Origin of the sequence: Lysinibacillus sp. G4S2 (assembly GCF_030348505.1) — a bacterium.
Taxonomy (GTDB): domain Bacteria; phylum Bacillota; class Bacilli; order Bacillales_A; family Planococcaceae; genus Lysinibacillus.
In genome coordinates this window covers 1,866,915-1,881,603 of sequence record NZ_JAUCFJ010000002.1, presented here as the reverse complement: position 1 = coordinate 1,881,603, position 14,689 = coordinate 1,866,915, and the positions used below count along the sequence as shown (strand labels likewise).

The following is a 14,689-nucleotide window of genomic DNA, read 5'->3' as shown; positions in this document are numbered from 1 at the left end:
CTGTAATATTACAATGTTAATATCATTTATATACCAAGTTAATAATCTTTAACGTTTTTAGGAGGATACATATTATGAAAAAGAATAAAAAGTACCGATGGGGAATGAAATTAGCTACATTGGTATTAAGTTCATCTGTACTTTTTTCAACGATTGAGACAGCATCAGCGGCAAGTTACACTGTAAAATCTGGTGATTCTTTATGGAAGATTGCAAGTCAACAGGGTGTTTCTTACCAATCATTGATGAAATGGAATAACTTATCTTCTCCAACAATTCACGTTGGACAAAAGTTGAACCTTAATTCTCCGACAGTGTCTACACCTAAACCAACAACTAATATAGTACAAATTGCTAAACAACATTTAGGTGTAAAATATACATTTGGTGGAAGTAAACCGAGCACAGGTTTTGATTGTTCAGGTTATGTCACTTACGTTTTTAACAATGCCGGTATTTCGACAGCTCGTAAAACAGCAGCTGGTTTTTACAATACATCTAAAAAAGTAAGTACACCTAAAGTAGGTGATTTAGTATTTTTCGCTAATACATATAAAGCCGGTATCTCACATGTTGGTATTTATATTGGAAATAATCAAATGATTAATGCAAGTAATAGTGGTGTTAATATTGCTAATTTAAATAGCTCTTATTGGAAGCAGCACTTTGTTGGGTATGGTCGTATATAGGAATCGAAAAAAAACAGTTGGTACTCTGTCCCAACTGTTTTTAAATTGAAGTGCACTATAAAAGTTACGACCTTCAAAAAAAATACCTCTATTCAATTTTAAAAAGCTATTACTTATACATGCGCTACTTTCTTTGTTTTTATTTTTGCTAAACGCACTAAATAAATGATAAAGACAGCGACCAGTAAACCTGCACCAGTTAGATAAACTGAAGCATAGCCCGCTTGGACTGCCACTATCCCTAAAATATAAGAACCGAGAGCAAGCCCGATATCAAACATCGTAAAGTACGTTGCAGTTGCATACCCACTGCGAGTATGGGCCGTAGATTGAACAGCTAATGCTTGTAAGCTTGTGGTTACTGCCCCGTAGCCAAATCCAATAAAGATGGCTGAAAATAAAAATAATGCCGGACCTGAGACAAATGCGAGCATAACAAGTCCGATAGCAAAGGAAATAATTCCAGGAATAATAACAAATTGTGGTCCTCTTGTATCATAAAGCTTACCTGTATATGGGCGTGTAATAAGCATAGCTGCTGCAAAAACTGCATAAAATAGACTCGCTACAGCCATTAGATCTTTCTGCTGTGCGTACACTGATAAAAACGATAAAACACTCGCATATGAAAAAGCTACTAAACTAGCAATAGTCGCTACCGGAAGTGCTTTACGTTCCAATAAATCATCAAATTTAAAAGTCAATTTACCTTGATGTGTAGGCTTAGGTAAATCATCTGTATTCACCGTTACAGCTAGGATACCCCCTGCTAAAATACAAATACTCATAACAATAAAAAGTACATTGAAGCTACTATATCGAATAAGCAGTAAACCGATAAATGGCCCAATTACTACTGCTAAGTTAGTAGAAATTGTGAAATAACCAAGACCTGTACCTTTACGGTTTGCTGGCACAATATCTGCCGCTAAAGAGCCAGCTGCAGTTGTAATAAAACTAAAGAAAATCCCATTTACAAAACGTAATCCTAGTAAAAGTCCAAAAGGATGAATGAATAAATATAAAACCGTACATAAAAAATAGCCGGCAATCGAAATAACCAAAAGTTTTTTCTTCCCAAAAACATCTAATAGTTTACCTGAAAAGGGACGAACGATAATAGCTGATAATAAAAATCCCGACAGTAACAATCCAGCTTCCTTATCTGTTTGGTGCAGCTCACCTATCGCATATAGTGGCAAAGTCGTTACCAACCCATAGAAAACAAAAAATACCGAGATATTTGTTAAAAAGAGACTAATAAACCGCTTCGTCCAGATTTTTGTATTCCCCTCTTGCTTCATGTAATCAACCTTTCATTTTTTTCAGTAAAATCATAAATTGCTGCTGTTCCTCGACAGTCAATGCCCCCACCATTTCTTCTTCAAAAGCTAAAATGGTTTTAGTAATAGTAGGCAATCGTTCCTCTGCATATGAAGATAAGGTAACAATTTTTTCCCTCTTATCTTCACCATCCATTCTCAGCACCCATCCTAAAGACTCAAGTCGAGTAATTGCTCTTGTTATACTTGGTGCCTCAACATTTAAATACTTCCAGATTTGTGTTAATGTCATTGGTCCGTGCTTATGTAAGCAATATAAAATAGTCCATTGTGAGCTATATAAATTGTGCTGTTTCAGTACTTCATTTAAAGAATTCGTTAAATAACGACTTTTTTGGAATAAAGCATGAAATAAAGTATTCATTTTTATTGACCTCCTAAATTTATTTACCTAGTTAAACAAATACTATACGCTTCATTTTTTTCATTGTAAAGCTAGTTATTTGAAGTTATATTGAAGTTCCCTTGTACATCGTTTGTGATTCATCAGCGATTTTCATACTTTTATCAGCGATTCTCTTGAGGTTATCAGCGATTTTCATACTTTTATCAGCGATTCTCTTGAGGTCATCAGCGATTTTTTCACTTCTAGCAGCGATCGCTCTACTTCTTTCATCTTTTCAAAAAAATCAGAAGGAAATTTTTTGAAAGTGTCGAATTAAGCTACTAGATTACAATAAAAAGGAGATGGAATCATGGGGAAAAGGGTATTAATTCTTGCAGGAGATGCTGTTGAGGCTTTAGAAATTTTTTATCCTTATTATCGTTGTCTTGAGGCTGGCTATGATGTGACGATTGCAGCACCGGCAGCAAAGAAATTACAAACTGTATTGCACGATTTTGTCGATGGAGTTGATACATACATCGAACGTACAGCATATGGCTTAGAAGCTCACTCATCCTTTGCAGATGTAGATCCAGCACAATTTGACGGACTCATCATTCCTGGTGGGCGAGCGCCAGAATACATTCGTTTAAATGAGCATGTCCCAGCATTAGTGAGCCATTTCTTTGAGACAAATAAACCAATTGCTGCTGTATGTCACGCAGCTCAAATTTTTGCAACGATTCCTGAGGTATTAAAAGGACGTGAGCTAACAGCCTACATTGCCTGTAAGCCAGAAGTTCAAGTAGCAGGAGCAACATATATTGAAGCTAATCTTCATACAGATGGCAATTTAATTAGCGGTCATGCATGGCCAGACTTACCTGGATTAATGCGAGAATTTATTCAGAAGTTAGAAAGCTAAAAGAAAGAGGATGCCCTCCAGATTAGGCATCCTCTTTTTTACGAATTGATTTCTTGAAGCTCAATATTTACCACTTTGTTCGTATTCGTTACATATGTGATACTTACTTGCAGACCGAATTCTTTGTCACTTTGTTTTAGCCAAAGCTTAAATTTTTCAATAGTTGAATCTTCATTAACCACGCTTCCCTCATGCAAATAATCTAGGATTTTAGCTTGAGGATATTTGGCCTGTGCCTCTTTTATCGCTACCTTTCCCCATTTAGCATGGGCAGGTATTTCTTGTTGAGCATAAGCAATTGTTGGTACATGTAAAAGCATGGTAAGAAATACAAGAAAAATTCCTAGTGTTACAAAAAATTTTTGCAAGTTCATCCACCTCGCGTACTCTTTTTGCATAAAGTCGCCAAAACTACAAATAATAAGTGCTCCCGAAGTATTCTCAACCTACTTAAGGAGCAGTTTTCGTCATTATTGTTTTGGTTGTTGAGGATTATTATGAATCACTTGATTAAATTCTGCGGAGTATTCTTCACGATCATTTCTTTTATGTGTATCTTCTTTCTTTTTCTTTTTGAAGCTTGTTTTCCTTTTCTTAGCCATTATTGACACCTCCAACATTTCGGTTATTTCTTTTTATTGGACTGCTGATCTTTCGCATGGTTTGTTTTATTATCTTTATTTTTCGCTTTTGCATCAAATTCTGCAGCGAATTCTTCATTTAGATTGTCATTCGGGTTATTGTTATTACTATTTGATTTATCGAGGTCTTTGCTTTTGTAGGTACCAAAAGGATTATGTGTTCTAACATTCATCGTTTTTTTACTGTTTTTGTTATTTCGATTGCCCACGGATTGTTCACCTCCTAACGGTAATGTGCTCAGGATAGAAGGAATTATGCTTTGGGGATAACTTCTAAGAATGACGAGATATAGGCTCATCACCATAGCATGTGGTTGATTTCCGTTCAGACTGGACACTTTCCTGAGGGCTTCCAATGAGCTGCTTGGGTCAACAGATAACATCGTGTTGCAGACGCTTCGCTTGTCTTAACAAATGTCATCCACTACTTTCAGTTATAAGACGAGATGTAAACATTTCTGGCATAAAAAAATGTACATCACCAATAATAATTAGTAATGTACATCATTTTATCCATTAGACAATCGTGTATTCAGTTATATTTAGTAATGCACCAACTGCACCTGAAAAACCGTGGTCATTAATAAAGATTGGTGTATGCTTTTTCGTGCGTGTGTAATTGGCAATCACCCGTGTGAGATGATCATTATTGCTTAATGTTGAGCCGATATAAACGATATGTTGAGCATTTTTTTCCTCAGCATATTGAATACTAAGTGTAGTAATAACCTCACCAACAAGCCCTTGTACAGTAGCAATAATATCTTCAGCTGGGTGTTTAACAAACTCTGTAATACCAACTTTCCCAAAATTGCTGGCAGTCAAATGTCCATCAATAGGTGTATCCATTCCTTGATAAATATCCCTTACCAGTAAATCAATATCCTCTCGATTACCGTTAGAAGCCAGTTCTCGTATTTCATTATAATCAGTAATTCCAGTTGTAAGCGCTGACAATCCAATCAATGTTCCACCACCAACGCCTGTCCCACCAACACGAATATTCGTATTACCTTCCATATAATGAATCGACGTACCAGTACCAATATTCGTAATCATACTTCGCTCAAAGAAGTATCCTTCTTTATGCAACAAAAATCGAACGCCCTTCAATGTAGCTTCAAACTCTACTATATAATGAATCGATTTCATTGTTTTAATGACTTCCAGTAATTGTTCTGTACGTCCCCCCGTAACACCAATATCCTCAATATCTGGATGATTAATAATCCAATTTTTAACAGCCAGCAAGTCATTTGACGGGAAAGTTATTAAAATAAGCTCATTCTGCTCATCTAAATAAGCAACTTTTGTCAATGTGCCTCCTGCATCAATACCTATAGCCTTTGGCATACCATTCTCCTTTGACTTTACGTACAATCTCTATTTTCAGATGGTGAGATATATACTAGATTTTGCTTTTATTCAAAAGGCGTTTGATGCCAGTTGAATAACGTTCATGCCTCCACAGATATCACGGATTTTGCAAGGAGTTATTGTGTCAAAATCCGACGTTGTAATTTATTACTGAAAGCAAATCGACAGCTACAAATGTCTTCTGCGCGAAAGCGTAGCGTCAGCAGCAATTACTCGAAAAGTGTAGTTACATATTTGCCCTTCCTAAACTTTAACGCTGTTGAAATGATTGTGCAATAACTTAACAAACTTTCATGAAAAAAACGCAAAAAATATCAAAATCTTTCTATTATTCATACGATTGTGGCCGCATTTTTATAACTTTAACATCATTCTACTAAAAAAACAAAAGTAGTGAAAATGCACTAACATTCAAAGCATTTTCACTTCTCTATCAATTAGCGAGCTGTATAACCACCATCAATCACTAGTTCTGCACTGTAATATAATATAAGAAGCTTCATCTGATGCTAGAAATAGAATAGCGTTTGCAACTTCTTCTGGTTGTCCAAGTCTACCCATTGGTGTAGCTCGTACTAACATATCCATTGTTTCTTTTGCTTCTGACAATTTTGCAGTCATTGGTGTTTCGATAACACCAGGGAAGACGGTATTTACACGGATATTGTAAACTCCTAATTCAGCAGCTGCTGCTCGAGCGATTGCACGTAAGGAGCCTTTAGATGCTGTATAAGCACTTAAGCCCGCACCAATGATCACTATATAGGAAGATGTATTAACAATTGAGCCTTTTCTAGCTTCTTTCATATATTGTGAAGCATGTTTAATGCCTAAGAATGGACCGAAAGCATTGATATTATGAATAATTGTCCAACCCGCTCATGAAATTTGATCTGGACCTTTTTCAGATGAAATGCCAGCATTATTAATTAAAATATCAATACGGCCATATTTATCAGCAATCGCTTTCGTTACTTCTGCCCAGTTGTCATCCGAAGAAACATCTAATTTCATTCCCTCAATATTTTCTAGCTCAGAGATTTTCGCTAGGTTTCCTTCGTTAATATCAGCGGCAATTACTGTAGCCCCTTCTTTCGCAAATAATTTTGCCATTGCTGTGCCCATCCCTGATGCACCACCTGTAATAATTGCAATCTTGTTAACTAAGCGTTTCATCAAAAAGACTCCCTCTCTTTACAAATATCACTATCAAAATAGTATAGTTTTAAATAGTTTACTATTAAACCACATTATTTTATTAACCCACTTTCAAATAATATGATTTAAAATTGAACAATCTGTTTTATCTTTCAGCACTTTTACGATACGATATACTATAGATGTGTGACCATTTGAACGGAGGAATACAAGTGAAAGATCAAAAAAGACTTTATAAAGAAGCGATGCAAGTTTTAAAGGAAACGAGCCGCACTTTTTATATACCGATTACTTTTTTAAAAAATGATTTAAAATTGTCAGTGGCAGCCGCATATTTAGCAATGCGTGCTATAGATGAAATTGAAGACCATGAACAGCTTTCAAATGATGTAAAATATAATTTACTAAATGCGACGAGCGAATTATTAAAAGATACATTTAATGCTGAAGCGTACGAAGCATTATTAGCTCCATATGTAGATCAGCTACCTGAAGTATCTCTTCGTTTAGCTGATTGGCTAACGTTTTGTCCTGAAGGCTCACGTAAAATTGTCCAAGCTTCAACTAGTGAAATGGCTTTTGGAATGGCAAAATGGGCAAAAGCAAACTGGCAAGTCCATACGCGAGAGGATTTAGATGATTATACATACTACGTGGCAGGGCTTGTTGGGACAATGCTGTCCGAGCTTTGGGCGTGGGGTGCAGATATTCAAACAGATCGTGATTTAGCTATTGGCTATGGTCGAGGTCTCCAAGCAGTAAATATTTTACGTAATCAGCATGAGGATTTGGATGAACGCGGTGTGAGTTTCGTACCAGATGGCTGGACACGTGAGGATTTATTTGCTTACGCGGAGGAGAATCTTGCGAAAGCTGATCTTTATATGAAAGACATTAATAAACGTACTGTGCTATTATTCTGTCGACTCCCACTAGCACTTGCGCATAAAACATTAAAAGCAATGCAGGATGGTCGTGAAAAAATGTCACGTGCAGAGGTTGAACAAACTGTCGAAGAGGTTCAGGCAGACTAATCGTTACTAGACACACACACATTCTTTCGAGAGCAATAGTAGTGATTCAACCATAAATGCTCTTGAGGTGCTGTACCAATCTCGCAAATAAACCTAACAAGAAGCACAACCAGTAAAAACCCCTGCACGAGAATTTTCTCGTATAGGGGTTACTTTTTAGGCGACACTCGTATATCTAAAATACATATTGCCATCCTTATCTAACATTAAAGATCTAACGAATCCTTATTTGATATTAAGAATTATACCGAGCATAATTGCGTCCGAACTCGGCTTTGCACTTGCACAAGGAAGTCTTTTCGGATTCCGTGACATCTGCCGGAGAGATCAAAGTAATCTCGAGGATGTAGCGCTTAGCCTAGACGAAGGTTATCTCAATTCAAAATCTTTAGCTGCTTTAACAATAAAAAAAACTCCATTTTGACTATAAATCAATCATAATGGAGTTAATTACAACGGTTTTCGGTATAATTATGGTTCATGAAATATGTCACAAATAAATGAATCACAGTTTTCGGACAGGTACTTGGATTTCAAAGGTGATCTCATTCGGTTTATCCGTAATCGTGATATCGAGATGCATGATTTGTAATGCATCACCAGTAATCTCATAGCTGTTTTTGTTAAGATAATGAAGTATTTTCCTTAAACTTTCGCTACGACTCGACAATAATTCTCCATTGTAACGGATACATGCAAATAATCCCCCCGGAATCTTCAATTGATATGTATTTGGAATATCTTCCTTATTTTTTGCCACTATAAAAATAGTGGAAGGTTCTTCAAAACGTCCCAATTTAAGATTCGTTTCTTCGATGATAATGCCAAGTCTGTTAGTAGCAAGAATCGGTGTCTTCTCCGTAAGCATATTCTCTAGATTCAAGACACCATAACAAAGTTCAAAGTTATTATTGATTTTCTCATGCAAGGTAAGTAATCGCCTACTTTTCATTTCACGGAAAATGACTTTCTGAAGTTCATTTTCTCTTTCCACCTGTTCCAAATAGGCAATCTTTTCCCTTATATTTTCTTCCATCTCATTCAATTCTTTCAGATTTGAAACAAGTTCTTCATGTTTGGTTTTCATAATATCCAATGATTTACTGAAATTGCGTTCATTAAGATACTCCTTGATCTCATCTGTAGTCATCCTAAGTTGCCTTAGTTCTTTAATGGTACCCAAAATTTCATACTGAAAAATGGAGTAGTATCGATATCCGGAATGAGAATCGACATATTGTGGCTTGAACAAGTCAATCCGATCATAGTGGCGTAATGTCTCCGAGGTCAATCCTCGAAGCCTTGCCATTTCACCGATAGTCAGTTTTTCTTTCAATCAGCTTACCTCCTAAAAAATTTATAGACTGCTAAAATTTTATAGTAGTAATATAGAAAAACTTACCATTTTTAATAATTTGAGGTTCGATTAGCTTACCACACACTCTACAATCTTCATCAATTATGCCTCGGCATAATTGCGTCTAGAGCCTTTAACTTCTTTCAGTGGGTGTTTGGACATCCACTGAAAGAAGTTAAAATTAGTAATACGTAATATCCTGAATTATTTTCTCGCCTACTTTAATTTCTCCAAAAGTCAATTAGCATACCTTTACAAGTTGATTGAATCTTCAGTTTGACTTTTCAGCGAACCTATAATTCAAACTATGCAATCTTTTCTGACTATTTGTCAAGTAAAATTCTGAACGCTTTATTTCAGTTCAACAACCATTTTTTTTGCATACTTTTTATTCTCTTTCTCTTTTAAGACATAGCTGAGCAAATCCAGCATGATGCGAGCCGCTACTTGTCCTGTTATGCCGGTAGGATCATAAGGAGGCGCCACTTCGACTAAATCGAATCCAATCACTTCTCCCCTTTTTGCAATCCCTTCCAGTATTTCGTTTACTTCATCGTAAAGAAGGCCACCAGGGGAAGGTGTACCAGTCCCTGGAGCGATTGATGGATCTAGTCCATCGATATCAATTGTCACATAATATTTTTCTCCAGCTGGTATTTGTTCCAGCACTTCTTCAATTCCCATTTTTCTCATCTGGCGTGGAGATAGGATCACGCTACCGTAATCTCTTGCAGCATCAACATCCTCTTTTTTACTGCTGCTAATTCCACGAATACCTAATTGGAATATTTTCTGTACATGATCCATCTCTGATAAACGACGGATGCAGCTTCCATGGCCATATCGCATTCCTGAGCGGTGATCCGCCCAATCTAGATGAGCATCAATTTGAATGACATGAAATGGACCTAAATCTTCCAGTCCTTTTCCTACCGCGGCCGTGATAGAGTGGTCTCCCCCTAGAACTACTGGCATAGCTCCTTGCGAAACAATTTTACGGATCGCTTCTTCTGTATTTTCGTGACATTGCAAGAGATCTCCATGAACCATATCGACATCGCCGCAATCCACCACTTTCCAATCTGGCCCGAGATACATGATATCATTTTCAATGTCATAAGCACCTTCTAATCCGAAACTGTATAACGTCGAACCCTCCCTAATTCCCCGCGGTCCCATTCTTGCACCCGATTTCCATTGGGTGCCCATATCATTCGGCACCCCTATGACCGCTACATCGGCATCCAGCTGGTCCAAATCTGCGCAAATCGGATATTTTCCAAACGTACAAATCCCTGTAAATGGCAGATTCAAAAATTGTTTCTCATCATGATTAACCATCATTATCCCCCCTACTATCAATCAATCTTGCCTAGGTATAATGCGTCTGAACCCTACAGCGTATTCTGAGGTTATTGACATGAATGTTTCATTTCCATCTCATAAGTTTTTTGGAACAATTTCAAGTAGTCATCTTTCGATAATTTACGAGAATTTGTAATTGTACACAAATGATTAAATGCCCCTTCAGCAAGAAAATCAAAATCATCAGGGTTAACATTATCTAAATCTCGGAATTGCGGAATGCCAATTTCACTTGCAAGTTCATGCAACAATACAACACCTTCTTGGGCAATTTCCTCTTGCGTTTTCCCTTCCGCGGTTGCTCCAAGTTTCAACGCAACTGTCGCATGTTTTTCCGGGTTGGACGAAATATTATATTCAAATACATGAGGCAGGAAGATGGAATTTGCCACTCCATGTGGTGTGTCATACAGCCCTCCAAGCGGTTCCGCCATTGCATGGACCGCACCTAGATCGGCGTGCGTAAACGCCATACCTGCAATCAAGCTTCCTACAAGCATGTTTTGTCTTGCTTCTAAATTGTTACCATCCTCTACAGCGAGTGGAAGATACTTAGCAATGATTTCAATCGCATAAAGACTGAGTGCATCAGAAATCGGTTCAGCAATATTGCTTGTATAAGCTTCGATTGCATGCGTCAATGCATCCATTCCAGTAGCAGCTGTAATTGATTTAGGCAAAGACAGCGTCAATTCAGGGTCCACAATCGCCAATTTTGGAGCTAATTTAATATCAAGTATAGCTTCTTTCTGTTTAGTAATCGTATCTGTGATAACAGACCCTGTCGTCACCTCACTACCTGTACCTGAAGTGGTTGGGATACAAATAAGAGGTGTAATATCGCGCTCCAACAGATTGAAACCATAGCGATCTTTAAGCTCCCCCTCATGTGTAAAAAGTACCCCGATTGCTTTAGCAGTATCCATTGAACTTCCACCACCAAGACCTAACAACAAATCGATATTTTCGCCTTTGAATTGTTCATAGGCTTTTACACAATCCACGTCTTTCGGATTCGGTGTAATTTCATCATAAACAAGAAAAGGAATCCCTTCCTGTTCCAATGAATCTGTTACCCTTTTTAAAATCCCCGTTTGTGCTAGCCCTTTATCAGTAATGATTAGCGCCTTTTTACCACCTAGTTCTTTCGCTCTTTTCCCAACGTTGTTAACTGTCCCGTTACCAAACTCAATAGAAGTCGGTAAGTTAAAATTAAAATCCCATACCATCAAACATTTCCCCTTTCAATTATTCATAATGCAAACGAAGTACTCTTACATGACTCTCTTTGTTTTGTTTGTCAATCTTCAAACCAATTAGTTGGACTGACTTCTAAATTGATATTTATTTGTTTCACTTCCGAAAATTCATCCAAACCGAAAGTGCCTAATCCACGACCGAGTCCGCTCTGCTTATATCCTCCCCATGGGGCTTCGTTGTAAGCAAGATTGTATGCATTAATGGATGTAATACCTGCTCTAACTTTTTTAATAACCCTTAAAGCTTTAGCACCATCTTGAGAGAATACCCCAGCTGCAAGACCGTATGGCGTATCATTCGCGAGCTTGATAGCCTCCGCTTCATCTTTGAACTTTTGAACAACTAGCACAGGGCCGAATATCTCCTCTTGGACAATTTTCATGTCAGGCGTTGTATCTACAAATATTGTCGGCTCGACAAAATAACCACGATCAAGCCCTCCACTTGTAATCCGTTTTCCGCCACAAACCAAATTCGCACCTTCATCAATGCCGATTTGAATATAATTTAGCACTGTGTTCATATGATCTTCACCAACAAGAGCACCCATTTGAGTCTCAGGATCATCACCACGACCGACACGTATTTTTTTCGCTTTACTAATTAGGCTTTCAACGAACTTGTCATGGATGCTTTCTTCAAGGAGCAAACGCGATCCTGAATTACATACTTGACCCGCGTTCATAAATATTCCAAAAAGCGCATAGTCGACTGCTGTTTCAAAATCTGCGTCAGCGAAGACGATATTCGGCGACTTACCACCTAATTCGAGAGCAATTTTCTTAATATTTCCTGACGCTGCTTGCATGATTGATCTACCTACTGTTGTACTGCCAGTAAATGAAACCATATCGACTTTATCGCTTTCAGCCAATTCATTACCGACAGTCGAACCTCCTCCGGTTACCAAATTCGCAACGCCCGCCGGAATCCCTACTTCTTCAAGAATTTCGAAGAGCTTAATAGTCGTAATTGGTGTTAACTCCGATGGCTTGAACACAATTGTATTTCCCGCTGCAAGCGCAGGCGCAATTTTCCACGCTCCTGTCAATAATGGGAAATTCCAAGGAGCAATTAGACCACATACACCTACAGGTTCACGAACAATCAGCCCCTGTACCGGGTCGGCAACGGAATACGTTTGACCGTTTGGTTTAGTGATGAGGCCGCCATAATATCGGAAACAACTGACAGCATCCCCAATATCGAACTCTGCTTCCCTAAGAGGCTTTCCTGTATTCAACATTTCAAGTGTACTCAGCTCAGATGCATTCTCCTCCAGTTTATCCGCAATTTTGAATAAATAGGATGCTCTTTCAGAAGCCGGCATCTCTGACCAAATACCTGAATCAAATGCATTACGAGCTGCATCAATGGCATCCCTCGTTTCTTCAACACTTGCTCTCGATACCTCTGCAATCACTTCGTTATTTGCTGGGTTGATAATAGTACGTTTTTCCTCGTTCACAGAATCTGACCATTTACCATTAATAAACAATTTACCATTAATAAATAATTTTAAATTTAGCATTCTACTAACCTCCCAATTAATTAGTCCTATTTTATTTAAATGCACATTTAACCTCTCCTACAAAACAAGAGATTACAATAAGCGGTAGGAGTTTCTTAACCTTGAATAAAGCTGTTTCATTTTTGAAATTCAGCCTTGCCGTGAATAACCTCACCCCTTTCAATTGCATATCCTACCTGCAAAATAACACGAGAATCATTCCATGTAAGCCTTTACATTTTTATGTCCTCTAAAAGAACATTTTCAGGAATAATCTCCTTATCGAAACTGAATTCAGGCAATCCCTGTCTGAAAAACTTTGTCATATAAATTAAATACCCAATGCCCATTGCCATCCAGATGCCTCCAAGAATCAATGCATCCACCTCTAAGTGAGACCATAGCCAAAGCGTAAATCCTGCTCCAATTAGTGGCATAACCAGATAACGCATGTATTCGGTGAAAGAGGACCGTTTACGATTCCGAATAAAATAATGAGCAATGACAGACAAGTTTACTGATGCGAAAGCAATAAGTGCTCCAAAGTTAATAAACTTAATGACTTGATCGAGTGTCAGCACGATACCGAGTAATGAAATAACCCCGATTACAATAATTCCGGTTGACGGTGTTTTATAGCGTGAATGGATATGCCCAAATATTTTTTTTGGCAGTACAGAATCTCGACCCATTGCATACAACACACGGGATGCGCTTGTAGTCGAAGCCACACCAGATGAGAAATTCCCTAAAATTACTGCGGTAACAAATAAAGATTTGAACAAATTCCCGCCGACCAAATAGACAACTTCCATAGCTGCAGAATCTGTGTTTTCAAATGCAAAACTTGGGTGAACCAATTGTGCCAAATAGGCTGATCCGATATAGAGGACACCGATTGTCAACAACATGATGATAATCGCTCTAGGAATTGTTTTTTCAGGATTGATTGTTTCTTCAGACAACGTAGTAAGAGAGTCAAAACCAAGAAAACTGAAACAAAGAATGGACGCTCCTGCCAAAATCACAGGCAATTTAACTTCTGCATTGAACAAAGGCTGAATAGAGAAAAGCGTACCTGCTCCTGCACCCGCCAATAAACTTTTGATCGTCAAAATCCAGAAGATGAAAACAAATATGATTTGTGCAATCACAAAAATCTTACCAGTGGATGCAGTGAACTTAACACCCAAGATGCTAGGTATTACAATAGTTGCAGTTAAGAGGATAATCCACAGGGCGTGAGGGACTCCAGGGAACATGGCATTTAAAAAAACAGTAGACATTAAACAAGTGACCATTGGTGTTAACATATAATCCAACATGATTGTCCAACCGATAAGAAACCCAAGTTGTGGATTAATTGATTTTTGTGTGAATGTATAAGCAGAACCGGCAATTGGAAATGCTTTTGCCATCTTTCCATAACTAAATGCGGTGAACAGGATTGCAAGAAAGGCGACGATATACGCTCCCATGATGACACCTTGGGAAGTGACGGTTGCGATTCCATAAGTATTGAAGAATACCATCGGGTTATTCCATGCAATCCCTAAAAATACAACTTGAGACAAAGTCAGTGTTCGCATTAATGTTTGTCGTTTCATAATAGCTACCCACCCTCTTTCGTTTTCGTAATTAGAATCTTCCGAAAATTCTTTTTATTAATAATGAATATAAAGGTTTTTGTTACACAAAGGTCAAT

14 protein-coding genes and 1 pseudogene are annotated in these 14,689 nt (G+C 37.8%); 3 read left to right on the top strand and 12 right to left on the bottom strand.

Annotated features, from left to right (window positions below; genetic code table 11):
* Window positions 1-74: 74 nt before the first annotated feature.
* Window positions 75-689: a C40 family peptidase gene (locus QUF91_RS09560; protein WP_289417612.1), complete on the top strand. Its 615-nt coding sequence runs from the start codon at window positions 75-77 to the stop codon at window positions 687-689.
* 113 nt (window positions 690-802) lie between these two features.
* Here QUF91_RS09560 and QUF91_RS09555 read toward each other — a convergent pair whose 3' ends face one another.
* Both QUF91_RS09555 and QUF91_RS09550 read right to left on the bottom strand, forming a co-directional pair.
* On the bottom strand, window positions 803-1,993 hold the full coding sequence (locus QUF91_RS09555) for an MFS transporter (RefSeq protein WP_289417610.1): 1,191 nt from the start codon (window positions 1,991-1,993) through the stop codon (window positions 803-805).
* 4 nt (window positions 1,994-1,997) lie between these two features.
* Complete coding sequence (locus QUF91_RS09550; protein WP_285396985.1) at window positions 1,998-2,396, bottom strand: MarR family winged helix-turn-helix transcriptional regulator; 399 nt, start codon at window positions 2,394-2,396, stop codon at window positions 1,998-2,000.
* A 331-nt stretch (window positions 2,397-2,727) separates the two neighbouring features.
* On the opposite strand from QUF91_RS09550, the gene QUF91_RS09545 reads away from it, so the two are divergent.
* Window positions 2,728-3,282: a DJ-1/PfpI family protein gene (locus QUF91_RS09545; RefSeq protein ID WP_289417609.1), complete on the top strand. Its 555-nt coding sequence runs from the start codon at window positions 2,728-2,730 to the stop codon at window positions 3,280-3,282.
* A gap of 38 nt (window positions 3,283-3,320) precedes the next feature.
* On the opposite strand, the gene QUF91_RS09540 is transcribed toward QUF91_RS09545, so the two are convergent.
* The 5 genes and pseudogenes from QUF91_RS09540 to QUF91_RS09520 all read right to left on the bottom strand — a co-directional run bounded on the left by QUF91_RS09540 (window position 3,321) and on the right by QUF91_RS09520 (window position 6,476).
* Window positions 3,321-3,656 (bottom strand): DUF3889 domain-containing protein, encoded by a 336-nt coding sequence (locus QUF91_RS09540; protein ID WP_353957844.1) that lies wholly within the window; start codon window positions 3,654-3,656, stop codon window positions 3,321-3,323.
* Window positions 3,657-3,752: 96 nt separating this feature from the next.
* A complete protein-coding gene (locus QUF91_RS09535; RefSeq protein WP_255409656.1) occupies window positions 3,753-3,884 on the bottom strand; it encodes a hypothetical protein in 132 nt (43 codons plus the stop codon).
* A gap of 23 nt (window positions 3,885-3,907) precedes the next feature.
* Window positions 3,908-4,132 (bottom strand): hypothetical protein, encoded by a 225-nt coding sequence (locus QUF91_RS09530; RefSeq protein ID WP_285396989.1) that lies wholly within the window; start codon window positions 4,130-4,132, stop codon window positions 3,908-3,910.
* A gap of 307 nt (window positions 4,133-4,439) precedes the next feature.
* Window positions 4,440-5,276, bottom strand: a complete 837-nt coding sequence (coaW, locus tag QUF91_RS09525; RefSeq protein ID WP_285396990.1) for a type II pantothenate kinase — start codon at window positions 5,274-5,276, stop codon at window positions 4,440-4,442.
* Window positions 5,277-5,737: 461 nt separating this feature from the next.
* Window positions 5,738-6,476: pseudogene (locus tag QUF91_RS09520) on the bottom strand (SDR family NAD(P)-dependent oxidoreductase).
* Between the two features lie 194 nt (window positions 6,477-6,670).
* Between QUF91_RS09520 and QUF91_RS09515 the strand changes: the two are divergent.
* The gene (locus QUF91_RS09515) at window positions 6,671-7,492 is read left to right on the top strand and encodes a squalene/phytoene synthase family protein (protein ID WP_285396991.1); all 822 of its coding nucleotides are present in this window, start codon (window positions 6,671-6,673) and stop codon (window positions 7,490-7,492) included.
* Window positions 7,493-7,997: 505 nt separating this feature from the next.
* Here the strand turns inward: QUF91_RS09515 and QUF91_RS09510 are convergent.
* The 5 genes from QUF91_RS09510 to QUF91_RS09490 form a co-directional block, all read right to left on the bottom strand.
* A complete protein-coding gene (locus QUF91_RS09510; RefSeq protein ID WP_285396992.1) occupies window positions 7,998-8,828 on the bottom strand; it encodes a MerR family transcriptional regulator in 831 nt (276 codons plus the stop codon).
* 372 nt (window positions 8,829-9,200) lie between these two features.
* Complete coding sequence (gene speB / locus QUF91_RS09505) at window positions 9,201-10,190, bottom strand: agmatinase (protein ID WP_289417607.1); 990 nt, start codon at window positions 10,188-10,190, stop codon at window positions 9,201-9,203.
* Window positions 10,191-10,261: 71 nt separating this feature from the next.
* Window positions 10,262-11,443: an iron-containing alcohol dehydrogenase gene (locus tag QUF91_RS09500; protein WP_289417606.1), complete on the bottom strand. Its 1,182-nt coding sequence runs from the start codon at window positions 11,441-11,443 to the stop codon at window positions 10,262-10,264.
* Window positions 11,444-11,514: 71 nt separating this feature from the next.
* A complete protein-coding gene (locus QUF91_RS09495; RefSeq protein ID WP_289417605.1) occupies window positions 11,515-13,005 on the bottom strand; it encodes an aldehyde dehydrogenase family protein in 1,491 nt (496 codons plus the stop codon).
* Window positions 13,006-13,217: 212 nt separating this feature from the next.
* Window positions 13,218-14,591: an APC family permease gene (locus tag QUF91_RS09490; RefSeq protein WP_285396996.1), complete on the bottom strand. Its 1,374-nt coding sequence runs from the start codon at window positions 14,589-14,591 to the stop codon at window positions 13,218-13,220.
* Window positions 14,592-14,689: the final 98 nt, after the last annotated feature.